Source organism: Solirubrobacter phytolaccae (assembly GCF_027587195.1).
Classification (GTDB): Bacteria; Actinomycetota; Thermoleophilia; order Solirubrobacterales; family Solirubrobacteraceae; genus Solirubrobacter; species Solirubrobacter phytolaccae.
The window spans coordinates 1-11,278 of the sequence record NZ_JAPDDP010000131.1; the positions used below are offsets into that span (position 1 = coordinate 1).

General features: G+C 75.1%; 13 protein-coding genes. 7 read left to right on the forward strand and 6 right to left on the reverse strand.

Features of this window, described 5'->3' with window-relative positions:
* From OJ997_RS35410 to OJ997_RS35425, 4 genes are all read right to left on the reverse strand, one after another.
* Positions 1 to 1,173: RNA polymerase sigma factor (locus OJ997_RS35410; RefSeq protein WP_270030173.1), on the reverse strand; the 1,173-nt coding region annotated here is incomplete at its 3' end.
* Positions 1,149 to 1,493 (reverse strand): YciI family protein, encoded by a 345-nt coding sequence (locus OJ997_RS35415; protein ID WP_270030174.1) that lies wholly within the window; start codon positions 1,491 to 1,493, stop codon positions 1,149 to 1,151. The genes OJ997_RS35410 and OJ997_RS35415, both read right to left, overlap by 25 nt.
* A 10-nt stretch (positions 1,494 to 1,503) precedes the next feature.
* Positions 1,504 to 2,655: a D-alanyl-D-alanine carboxypeptidase gene (locus OJ997_RS35420; protein WP_270030175.1), complete on the reverse strand. Its 1,152-nt coding sequence runs from the start codon at positions 2,653 to 2,655 to the stop codon at positions 1,504 to 1,506.
* A complete protein-coding gene (locus OJ997_RS35425) occupies positions 2,649 to 3,482 on the reverse strand; it encodes a penicillin-binding transpeptidase domain-containing protein (protein WP_270030176.1) in 834 nt (277 codons plus the stop codon). Before OJ997_RS35425 ends, OJ997_RS35420 begins: the two co-directional genes overlap by 7 nt.
* Before the next feature lie 99 nt (positions 3,483 to 3,581).
* Between OJ997_RS35425 and OJ997_RS35430 the strand changes: the two genes are divergently transcribed.
* Complete coding sequence (locus OJ997_RS35430; protein ID WP_270030177.1) at positions 3,582 to 4,505, forward strand: LysR family transcriptional regulator; 924 nt, start codon at positions 3,582 to 3,584, stop codon at positions 4,503 to 4,505.
* Entirely contained in the window at positions 4,502 to 5,299 is a 798-nt protein-coding gene (locus OJ997_RS35435; protein WP_270030178.1) for a serine hydrolase, read from the forward strand. The genes OJ997_RS35430 and OJ997_RS35435 overlap by 4 nt, the downstream gene beginning before the upstream one ends.
* Here the strand turns inward: OJ997_RS35435 and OJ997_RS35440 are convergent.
* Both OJ997_RS35440 and OJ997_RS35445 read right to left on the reverse strand, forming a co-directional pair.
* Positions 5,296 to 6,909, reverse strand: a complete 1,614-nt coding sequence (locus OJ997_RS35440; RefSeq protein WP_270030179.1) for a cobalamin B12-binding domain-containing protein — start codon at positions 6,907 to 6,909, stop codon at positions 5,296 to 5,298. The two genes, OJ997_RS35435 and OJ997_RS35440, sit on opposite strands and share 4 nt — an antisense overlap.
* Before the next feature lies 1 nt (position 6,910).
* Positions 6,911 to 7,687, reverse strand: coding sequence for a siderophore-interacting protein (locus tag OJ997_RS35445; protein WP_270030180.1), 777 nt, complete (start codon positions 7,685 to 7,687; stop codon positions 6,911 to 6,913).
* Positions 7,688 to 7,746: 59 nt separating this feature from the next.
* Between OJ997_RS35445 and OJ997_RS35450 the strand changes: the two genes are divergently transcribed.
* The 5 genes from OJ997_RS35450 to OJ997_RS35470 form a co-directional block, all read left to right on the forward strand.
* Positions 7,747 to 8,985, forward strand: coding sequence for a PP2C family protein-serine/threonine phosphatase (locus tag OJ997_RS35450; protein ID WP_270030181.1), 1,239 nt, complete (start codon positions 7,747 to 7,749; stop codon positions 8,983 to 8,985).
* A 56-nt stretch (positions 8,986 to 9,041) separates the two neighbouring features.
* Positions 9,042 to 9,710, forward strand: a complete 669-nt coding sequence (locus OJ997_RS35455) for a hypothetical protein (protein WP_270030182.1) — start codon at positions 9,042 to 9,044, stop codon at positions 9,708 to 9,710.
* Positions 9,711 to 9,791: 81 nt separating this feature from the next.
* Entirely contained in the window at positions 9,792 to 10,418 is a 627-nt protein-coding gene (locus OJ997_RS35460) for a GntR family transcriptional regulator (RefSeq protein ID WP_270030183.1), read from the forward strand.
* Positions 10,419 to 10,487: 69 nt separating this feature from the next.
* Positions 10,488 to 10,883, forward strand: coding sequence for a hypothetical protein (locus OJ997_RS35465; RefSeq protein ID WP_270030184.1), 396 nt, complete (start codon positions 10,488 to 10,490; stop codon positions 10,881 to 10,883).
* The coding region (locus OJ997_RS35470; RefSeq protein WP_270030185.1) for a hypothetical protein at positions 10,880 to 11,278 on the forward strand (399 nt) is incomplete at its 3' end. The genes OJ997_RS35465 and OJ997_RS35470, both read left to right, overlap by 4 nt.

Consider the following 11,278-nt stretch of genomic DNA (forward strand, 5'->3'; position numbering starts at 1 on the left):
CGCCGCGAGGTGGCGGCGCTCCGCGTCCTGCGTCGCGGCCGCGGCGGCGCGCTCGTACGCGGCGGCCGCGGCCGCCGTCTCCCCCGCGCGGGCGAGGAGGTGGCCGCGGACCGCGTCCACGCGGTGGCTGGCGCCGATGCGCGGGTCCTCCGCGACCGCGTCGACCGCGGCCAGCCCAGCCGTCGCGCCCTGCACCTCGCCCACTGCGACCGCGCGGTTCAAGGCGGTCACCGGGTTCGGGTGCGCGGCGAGCAGGAGGTCGTAGAGCGCGAGGATCTGCGGCCAGTCGGTCTGCCCGGCGTCCGGCGCTTCGGCGTGCACGGCCACGATCGCCGCCTGCAGCGCGTACGGACCCGGCGGCCGGCGCGCGGTCACCGCGAACTCGACGAGCGTGATCCCCTCGGCGATCAGCGCGGGGTCCCACAGCCCGCGGTCCTGCTCCTCCAGCGGGATCAGGTCGCCGCCCGGCGTCGCGCGGGCGGCGCGGCGCGCGTGATGCAACAGCATCAGCGCGAGCAGCCCGGCAACCTCGGCGTCGTCAGGCAGCGCGCGGCGCAGCTCGCGGGTGAGCCGGATCGCCTCCGCGGCGAGGTCGTCGCGCCGGAGCTCGGCGCCCGCGGTCGCCATGTGGCCCTCGTTGAAGATCAGGTACAGGACCTGGGCGACGCCCGCGATCGGCGGCTCGGGCGGGACGCCGAACGCGACGTCGCGCAGCCGCTGCTTGGCGCGCACGATCCGCTGCGCGACGGTCGCGGGCGTGGTCAGCAGCGCCGCCGCGATCTCCTCCGTCGTCAGGCCACCGAGCGCGCGCAACGTCAGCGGGATCTGGGCCGACGGCGCGAGCGACGGGTGGCAGCACAGGAAGAACAGCGCGAGCGTGTCGTCCTCCTCCGGCGCGTCCACTGCGACGGCCTCGCGGAACACGCGTTCCTCGCGGGCGGTGCGGGAGGCGTCTGCGCGCCGCGCGTCCGTCAGGCGTCGCGACGCGACCGTGAGCAGCCAGCCGAACGGGTGCTCCGGCACCGCGTCCCACTTCAGGTAGGCCTCGAGCAGCGCCTCCTGCACGGCGTCCTCGCAGCGCGCGAAGTCGCCGTGCCGGCGCACGAGCGTCGCGAGCACGCGCGGCGCGTGCTCGCGCAGGGTCGCGTTCAGCCCTGGTTCATCAGGCGCCACAGCTCGACACCGCCGCCCCGGCTCGTGACGCCGGGGTAGGACTGGACGATCTCCAGCGCGCGCTCGTGGCTCTCGACGTCGAGCATGAAGTAGGAGCCGACGTGCTCCTTGACCTCCAGGTACGGACCGTCGGAGACGACGGGCGGACCGTCGGTGTGGCGGACGTTGACCACCGGGGCGGCGAGGCCGTTCACCGAGATCAGCTCGCCCGACTCGGTCAGGCGCCGGTTGAACTCGTTGACGGCGGCGATCACGCCCGGCCGGTTGGGATCGCCCATCCAGATCTCTTTGTTGCCGTAGATCAGCGCCAGGTATTTCACGGGACGGATCCTATGGGGCGAGCACGCGGGTGATGTCGTCCTGGACGCCACGGGCGCGCTCGGCGCTCGGCCCGACGCTGAGGATCGCGAACACGCGGCCCTTGCAGATCCCCGCCAGCGTCGTGGCCTTCGCGGAACGCAGCGTGCCCGTCTTGGCCCGGCAGCCGCTGCCCACGCTGCGGTTGGTGAGCGTGCCCTGGCCGGGGCGGGCGAGCGACCGGCGGAAGCTCGGCCGGCGATCCATCTGGCGCAGCAACGTGGTGACGTCCCGCGCGGTCGCCTTGGACCCCGCGACGAAGCCGGCGCTGTCGGCGATCAGCGGCCGCACTTTCAAGCGACTGCGCACCAGCGACTGGATCGTCGCCGCGGCCGCCGCGCTCGTGCCCGGCTGGCCTGAGCGAGTGGCGAGCAGCTTGCCGAGCGTCTCGGCGGTCACGGCGCTCGAGTCGGTGTTCATCGCGCGCAGCAGCGCGTCGAGATCGCCGTCCACCACGGCCAGCGGGGGACGGGCCGGCGTCGGCGCGGACACCGCCCCGTTCGGGAGCACGACGCCGACCGCTTCCAGCAGGTCGTCGAAGCGCGCCGCGGCGGCAGCGGCCGGATCGACCTGGAACGGCCCGCCGGGCACGGACCGCCCGTGCTCGAACGTGAGCGCGCCGACCGCACCCTCGAACTCGGGGTCGAACGCCCCGCCGGTCGCCGGGCCGCCGACCGCACCGTCGAACAGCGAGCCGTCGCCGATCACGCGGCCGGTGATGCGCCGCACGCCGGCCTGCACCACCGCGTCGCGCAGGCGGGTGAGGCCGACGTCGCCGAGCCCGGAGTCGCCGCCGCCGCGCAGGACGATGTCGCCCGTCAGCGTGCCGTCGGGCCCCAGGGTGCCCGCCAGCTCGACCGCCGTCCGCGGCGGACCGCCGAGGCCGAGCGCGACCGCGCTCGACGTGTAGAGCTTGGTCAGCGAACCGAGCGAGCGGCGCGTGGAGGGACGCACGGCCGCGAGCGTGCGGCCGCGGGTGTCGGTCACGAGCAGGCTCGTGTTGGACCCGAGCGAGCGGGCGAGCTGCTCGACCCGCGACCGGTCCTTCTTGGACAGGGTCGCGGCCTGCGCGGGCGCGGCGATGAGCGCCGAAGCCGCGACCGTGAGCGCCAGCCGCCTCAGCATGAAGCTCCCAGCGCGCCGAGCTCGCCGAGGATCGCGCGCCCGATCGTCATGCGCGCCGCGGGGTGCTCCGGGCGGGTGATGTCCAGGTTCAGCGCGAAGGTGTAGGTGTCCTCGCCGCGCTCGACCCAGCCGACCCACCAGCCGACGCGTGGCGCCGTGGTGAAGACGTAGCCCGTCTTGCCGCGCAGGACGCCGCACTTGTCGCGCTCGAGGACGAGCATGTCCTGGACCTCGTGCACCGCGCGGCGCGAGACCGGCAGCGCACCGCGCTCGAGGCGGCGCAGGAACTCGACCTGCTCGCGGGCCGAGATGGCGAGTGGCCCGTCGAGCCAGAAGCGGTCCACCTGTGCGCCCGCCATGTCGTGGTTGCCGTAGTCCATGCGCGCGAGCTCCCGAGTGTAGGTGCGCAGTCCGACCTGCCGCGCGATTCGCTGGAAGATCGGGATGCACGAGTTCGCGAGCGCGGTGGCGAGCGTCAGGTCGCCCTCGCACACGACCGGGAGGAACGGCGCGCCGTCGACGAGGACGTTCGGGTTCGGGCCGGGGTAGGGCTGGTCGGCGCCCGAAGCGACGCCGCGGTCGATGGCGAGCAGGGCGTTCGGGATCTTGAACGTGGACGAGGGGAGGAAGCGCTGGGCGCTGCGCTCGCCGACCACCCAGGTGCGCGGCCGGTGGCCGGAGCGCTGCACGACCATCGTGCCGGTCGTGCCCGCGGCGGTGAAGTGGCGCTCGAGGTCGGGGCGCTGGACCGGCGCGGCGTGCGCGGCGGCGGTGGGGACGGCGAGCGTCAGCGCGAGCGTGGACAGGAGCTTGCGGAACCGATGCATGCCCATCACCCCATCAGCGAGGGTCGACCGGGGCAACACCAAGATCGTCATCTTCCAAGATCAAGATGGTCCGGACGGATCGATACCGTTCTGGTCTCGATGGACCTGATGCGTCATCTGCGCTGCTTCGTCGCCGTGGCCGAGGAGCTGCACTTCGGACGGGCGGCGGCGCGGTTGCACATGGCCCAGCCGCCGCTCTCGCAGCGGGTGCGCGCGCTGGAGACGGCGCTCGGCGCACGGCTGCTTGAGCGCACCAGCCGGCGGGTGGCGCTCACCCCGGCGGGCCGCGCGTTGCTGCCGGAGGCGCGGGCACTGCTCGCCCGTGCGGACGCGCTCGGCGAGCTGGTCGCCGACGCGGCGACCGAAGCCACCCGGCCCGTCCTGCGCGCGGCCGTGACGCCGGACTTCCCGGCCGAGGTCGTGGCGGCGCTGCAGCGCGCGTTCCGCGGGGGTGACGCGCTGCTCGAGCTCACGCCGCGCAGCCCGGCCGCGGTGCGCCGCGAGCTCGGCGGCGGTGAGCTCCACGCCGCCGTGGTCCGCCAGCCGGCCGGCGTCGCCACGGGCGAGGTCGCGCTCACCGTGACCGCGCGGCTCGGAGCGCTCCTGCGCGCCGACGACCCACTGGCCGCGCAGACCGACGTGGCGCCGGCCGAGCTCGGCGAGCGGGTGCTCGTGCGCCCGGAGGACTCCGCCGGCACCGAGGACCTGCTGGCCGGGCTCGCCGCCCACGGCTGGGTGCCCGCGCAGACGGCGCCCGCGCCGGACGCCGAGTGGGCGCGAGGGCTCGTCCTCGCCGGTGACGCGGTGCTGCTGACCGAGCAGCCGCCGGCGGAGCCCGCCGGGCTGCGCTGGCGCCCGCTCGCCGCGCCGCTGACCGCGCGCTGCTCGGTCCTGCTGGCCGATCCCGCGCTCCCCGGCGCTGCCGCGTTCGCGAGCGCCGCCCGGGAAGCGCTGGTCGACGCGGGTGGGTGGACGCCGCCGTCACGGCGCGCCGAGCCGCCGGCGGAGGGCTGGCTGGGATGAGCGTCGAGCGCACGATCGTGTCGGTGCTGGCCGCCGCCGGCGCCGAGGGCCAGGTGCACGTCGTCGACGTCGACGATCCGTCGCGCGAGGTGTCGGTCGGCGCGGACACCCCGGTGGTGCTCTCGTCGGTGTTCAAGGTCCACCTCGTGCTCGCGATGCTGCGCGCGGGCGATGCGGGGCGTGACCTGCGCGAGCGCGTCCGGGTCGGGGAGGAGCGCACACCGGGCTCGCCCGGGCTGGCGATGCTGGCCGATCCCGTCGAGCTGTCCCTGCGTGACCTCGCGGTGCTCGCGTTGACCGTGTCCGACGTGGCCGCCGCCGACGCGCTGTTCGACGCGCTCGGCGGGGAGCCGGCGCTGCGTGAGCCGCTCGACCCACTCGGGTTGCGGTCCACGACGCTTCACGGCTGCTGCCGCGACCTGTTCGCGGCCGTGGTCGGGGACGAGGCTCGGCCGGTGAGCCGGGCCACCCCGCGGGACCTGACCCGGCTGCTCGGCCTGATCTGGCGCGACGAGGCGGCTTCGCCCGCGGCGTGCGGCGCCTTGCGCGGCTGGCTGCGCGGGCAGGCGCTGCGCCCCCGGATCGCGGCGGGGTTCCTCGAGCCGGACTGGCGCACGGCCACCAAGAGCGGCACCCTGCCCGGCCTGCGCAACGACATCGGCGTGGTCGAGCGCGACGGGCGCCGGCACGCCGTGGCGATCAGCGTGCGCGCCGCCGAGGGCGCGTCACCCACGCCGGGCGACGACGCGCTGCTCGGCCGTCTCGCGCGGCTCGCGGTCGACGCGCTTTCCTAAAGACCCAGGGCCTTTAGGTTCGCGCCGAGCTCCTCGATGTCGTCCACGCACCGGATCCCGATCGCCTCGAGGCCCGGGCGCGCGTCGACGGGCAGTGGGCCGCCGTCGTCCTCGTTGAGCACGCCGCCGAAGATCACCGCGACGTCGGGTGGCAGCGCGGCCTTCAGCTCCCGCCCGAGCGTGAGCGCGCCGCCGTTGTAGGTGGCGACGATCACCGCGTGCGCGTCCTCGTCGGCGGCGGCCTGGGCGACTTGTGCGGGAGACACCGAGCTCGGCAGCACGATCACCTGCGCGCCGGCCTGCGGGAGCTCACGGGCGAGCGCGTCGCGGACGACGTCGTGGACCTCGAGCGCCGCGAGCACGACGCGCAGGCCGTCCAGGCGCGGGAGCGTGGTGCGGGCGCGCTGGGCGACGGTGGCGACGACGCCGTGCTTCCAGGTCTCGAGCTTGAGCAGCTCCGGCGGCGCCGGAGGCTGGACGCGGCGTTCGAGCTCGGCCGGCGTCGTGCGGCGCAGCGCGAGCAGGAGCGCGGCGGCGTCGTCGATGTTCACGCCGTCGTCGCTCAGCGTGGCGAGCACGCCGTCGCGGAACGCGCGGGCGTAGGCGGCGGCCTCGGCCGCGCGACGCTCCACCCAGGCCCAGTCGAGCAGCGCCGGGCCGCGCCGGACCTCGTGCTCGATCGCCCGCGCCATCAGGTGCACCTCGAGGATCTCGGCCGCGTCCGGGATCCGCTCGGCCTCACTCAGCGGGACCGGGTTGATCGCGTGGCCGGTCGGCCGCCGCAGCTGCGTGGCGACGTCGATCATCACCGAGGTCGTGAGCACCGCGAGGTTCTGCTGGCGGTCCCGCCCGTACTCGACCGTGTTGCCGTAGATCATCGAGCCGAGCGAGTGGCCGTCGCGCAGGTGGTCGAGCGCGAGGCCGACGATCGCGCGGTGGCTCGGATCGGGGACGAGCCCGCCGTAGCAGTGCGCGAGCCGCGCGCCGAGCAGCTCCTCGACCACGTAGAGCTCCAGCGCGGCCCAGCCGAGGTAGCCGCCGTAGTGCTCGAACTGCATTGCGGGACCGTCGTCGAGGTAGGCGTGCACGAGCGCGCCCTCCTCGCGCAGCGCGGCCATCGCGCCGATCGCCTGCACCGTGATGCTCGTGAGCGCGCGGTCGTCGTAGCCGCCGGGTGGCTCGAACGCGAAGTGCTGGCCCAGGTTTCCGATCGTGGTGATGCCGGCCGCGAGCGCGTGCTCGGTGTTCTCCAGGCCGGCGGGCGTGCCGATCATGAAGTCGCCCAGGTGGGGCTGCACGGGCGCGGCGGCGACCTTCGCCCAGTCCTCCGGCTCCAGCCGCGGGCCGGTCTCCTTCGCGGCGCCGTCTCTCTCGGCGGCGGGGACGCCCATCGACCGCGACAGGCAGAGCCCGAAGCGGTCGAGCGTCTGGTCATGCTCGGCGAGCCCGGCGACGATCTCCTCGAGCGCGGTCTCCGTCGCCGCCCAGTCGCTCAGCCCGAGGTGGGCGTGGTAGGTCAGCTGCCCGGCGTCACGGCGCCGGCGCTTGTACTCGGCCTCGGAGCGCACCCCGTGCGCCTTGCTGAACGCGGTGCGGCCGAGGCTCGTCATGTCAGACCGTGGCCACGTCGGCTTCGACGAGGCGGGCCCACTCGGCCTTGTCCTCGCGCCAGCCCTCCTCGGTGCGCTTGAGCTTCCAGTAGCCCGAGATCGACAGGGTCGCGGGGTCCAGGCCGCGCTCGCCGATCAGGTGCTTGCGCAGCGCGCGGACGCTGCTCGCCTCGCCATGGACGAAGACGTGGCCGCGGCCGTCGGGCAGCTCGAGGGCGCTGATCGCGTCGGCGAGCAGGTCGGGCTCCTCGCCCGGGCCGGCCGAGCGGTGCAGGTAGGTGAGGCGCAGGTCGCCGGGGGTGCTCAGGGGCTGCTCCTCCTCGGGGCCGTCGACCTCGATCACGACGTGCACCGGCGTGCCGGCCGGGATCCGCGGGAGCGAGGCGGAGATCGCGGGGATGACGCTCGCGTCGCCGGCGAGGAGGTGCCAGTCGGCCTCGGGGTCGGGCGTGTAGGCGCCGCCGGGGCCGAGCAGGTCGAGCTCGTCGCCGGGCTTGGCGTTCTGGGCCCACGGGCCGGCGACGCCGGTGTCGCCGTGGACGACGAAGTCGATCGTGAGCTGGCGGGCGTCGGCGTCCCAGGCGCGCACGGTGTAGGTGCGGGTGCGGGTCTTCTCCGCGTCCTGGGGATCGGGGAGCTGGAGCTTGACGTAGTGGTCGGTGAACGCGCCGGGCGCGAAGCCGTCGAAGGCCGGGCCGCCGAGGACGACGCGCACCATGTGGGGAGTCAGGCGCTCCGTGGAGACCACGGACGCGCGGCGGGGAACGCGGGGAGGCATCCTTCGAGATTAGGGGACCCGAATACCGGCCGATGAGAGCCGGGCGGTACGGTGGGTCGGTGGCGGAGTGGTCGGCACTCGAGCTGGTCGGCAGCACCGTCGGGCGGGTGCGGCGGACGCTCGGGCTGGACGCGACGACCGGAGATCCCGCGCTGGACCGGCTCGCGCGGCTCGCGGCGCGGCTGCTCGGCGTGCCGGTGGCGCTCGTCTCGCTCGTCGATGTCGACGCGCAGAGCTTCCCCGGGCAGAGCGGGCTGGACCCCGAGAGCCCGTTCGCGCGCGGGACGCCGCTGTCGCACTCGTTCTGCAAGACGGTCGTGGCGACCCGCGCGGCCGTGGCGACCGAGGACGCGCGGCTCGATGCTCGGTTCGCCGGCAACCTCGCGATCCGCGACCTCGGCGCGATCGCGTACGCCGGCTGGCCGCTCGTGACCGCGGGCGGGGAGGCGCTCGGCGCGCTGTGCGCGATCGACACCAAGCCGCGCACGTGGTCGGCGGACGACCTGGACACGCTGCACGACCTCGCCGACGCCGCCGTCGCGGAGCTCGAGGGGCGGGCGGCGCGGATCCTCGCGGAGGAGGCGCTCGCGCGTGAGCACCACGTCGCGGCGACGCTCCAGCTCTCCCTGCTCCCGGGCGCGTTGCCGGAGATGCCGGGCGTGCAGATCGCGGCGCGGTACGCGCCGGCCGAGCACCTGATCGGCGGCGACTGGTACGACGCGTTCCGGCTGCCCGGTGGGCGGCTCGGGGTGGCGATCGGCGACGTCGTCGGGCACGGCATCGAGGCCGCCGCGACCGCGGCGCAGCTCCGCAACGCGCTGCGGGGCGCGGCGCTCGAGGATCTGCACCCCGGCCGCGTCATGGGGCGGCTCAACGACCTCGCGCACGCAGCGCCGCTGGCCGCGTTCAGCTCGGCGGTGTACGGCGTGTTCGACGTGCGCGCGCGGACGTGGACGTGGGCGCGCGCCGGCCATCTCGCGATGCTCGTGCGCACGCCCACCGTGACGGCGTTCGAGCTCGGGCCGGAGGGGATCCTGCTCGCAGGCGACCCGGTCGGGACCGAGTACGCGACGACGGTCCAGGTGGTGGAGCCGGGCACGACGCTGGTGCTGTACACGGACGGGCTGGTCGAGCGCCGGGACGCCGTGGCGACCGAACGCACGGAGCAGCTGCGCTGGCTGGTCGAGCACGGGCCGGACGATCCGGAGCACCTGTGCCAGACGTTGGTGGAGCGGATGGTCAAGCCCGGCGCCACGGACGACGTGGCCGTCGTCGCGCTCAGCGTCAAGTCCGCATAAGGGCACTCTGAGGGAACTCCCAGCCCCAGCTCAGGGTGGGCGCCGATGCTCAAGGCATGTCCAGGAAGAGACTTATTGCCGGAGCGGCGACGCTCGCCGTACTCGCCGGTGGCGCGTCCGCCATCGCCGCGACCACCGACCGCAAGGCCGAGGAGACGGCGGTGCTCACGGACGCCGCCAAGCGCCTCGGGGTGACCGCCGACGAGCTGCGCTCCGCGCTGTCGAGCGCCGAGGACGCGCAGCTCGACGCGGCCGTGAAGGCCGGCACGATCACCCAGACGCAGGCCGACGACATCAAGGCGCGGCGCGCCGCCGACGGCACCGTGCTGTCGCTCGGGCACGGCGGCCCGGGTGGCCGCGGCGGGCACGGCGGCCCGGGCGGCGGGCGGTTCCTGCTCGAGGACGCCGCGAAGGCGATCGGCATCACCGAGGAGTCGCTCAAGGCGCAGCTGCGGGACGGCAAGACGCTCGAGGCGATCGTCAAGGCCGAGGGCAAGACGCTCGCCGACGTGCAGGCGGCGGTCAAGAAGGCCGCGGTCGCGCGCCTCGACACCCAGCTGAAGGCCAAGAAGCTCACGCAGGCCCAGTACGACGAGGCCGTCAAGCGCCTCGACGAGCAGGTCTCCCGCCTCGGCGACGCCAAGTTCGGGCCCGGGCCCGGCGGCAAGGGCGGCCCGCGCGGCGAGCGCCCGTCCGGGAACGCCACTCCCGCACCCACTCCGTAGACCTCGCCCACCCCGGCGCGAGCGTGTCGAACCTAAAGAGGGACAGTCCCTCTTTAGGTTCGGCGCACTTAAGCTCTGGGTGTGAGCGAGATCGACGCGTACCAGATGCTCCATGGACGGATCGTCGCCGGTGAGCTCTCACCCGGCGAGCGGTTGGTCGAGGAGGAGCTCGCCGAGCAGCTGGGGGAGAGCCGCGGTTCGATCCGCACGGCGCTGCTCCGGCTCGAGCACGACGGGCTCGTCCTGCGCGAGCGCAACCGCGGGGCGCGCGTGCGCCGCGTGACCGCCGAGGAGGCGGTCGAGATCCTCGAGGCGCGCGCGGCGCTCGAGTCGCTCGCGGCCGGCCACGCCGCCGACCGGCGCACGGACGAGGAAGCCGAGGAGCTCCGCGCGATCGTCGCCGACATGCGCCGCCTGCACGGCGAGGGCGAGCTGCTGGCGATGTCCGAGCGCAACGCGGTCATGCACCGCCGGATCCTCGAGATCTCGCGCCACACCGTGGCGCGCGACATCTGCGCGCGGCTGAACTCGCAGGTCGTGCGCTTCCAGTTCCGCACCGTGCTCGCCCCCGGCCGCTCGACGCGCTCGCTGGACGAGCACACGGCGATCGTCGAGGCGATCGCGGCGCGCGACCGATCCGCGGCCGAAGCCGCGATGCGCACGCACCTCTCGCACGTGGCCCAGGCGCTGCTGGCTATCGCCGCGTAGCGACGCACGCTCAGGAACCTCCCAGGCGATCTGCGGCTCGTTCTTAGGCCGCCGATCGACCCTGTCGGGATGGACAGCACCCATCCCGCGCCGGCCCAACGCCGCCGCGCGCACCGCCGCGTCGGCGCGGCCGCGGTCGCGGCGTTCCTGGCGCTTCTCCTCGTGGCCGCGGTGCGCGGCCCGGCCGAGGCGTCCCCGACCTCGGCGCCCACGACGACCCCGAGCGTCCCCGGCGGCGCGTCCCCGCAGGACGACGACGGCGGCTTCCGTGGACGGCGCGGCGGAGACAACGGCGGCTTCGGCGGGCCCCGCGGCGGTCGCGGCGACGGCGGTGGCTTCGGCGGACCAGGAGGCGACGACGGGAGCGGCCAGACCGCGCCCGCCCCGAGCACGCCGAGCGCGCCGGACCCGAGCGCGCCGAGCACACCGACCGAGCCCAGCACGAGCGGAGGCACCCAGACATGAACGACGTCTTCTCCGCCGCGGCGACCGCGGCCCTCCCCGTCTCGATCGTCCTGCTCCTGCTCGGCGCGACCGCGCGCGGCGTGCTCTGGGCGCAGCTCGACGACCCGCGCTGGCAGCGGATCGCCCGCCAGCACCTCGAACCGCTGAGCACCTGGTCGGTGGTCGGCTTCATCGTGTACGCGCTGACGCTGGTCGCGGCCGGCGAGGCCGCGACGGGCCCGCTCGCGATCGCGCTGGTGCTTGCCGTCGCCGCGGCCGTGCTGCGCGTCGAGAACGACGAGGAGCCGGCGGACGCGCCGCGCCGTGAGGCGCCGCCGCACGAGTTCGCGACGGCGGCGGCTGCCGCGCCGCGCCGTGAGGCGCCGCCGCACGAGTTCGCGACGGCGACGGCGGCG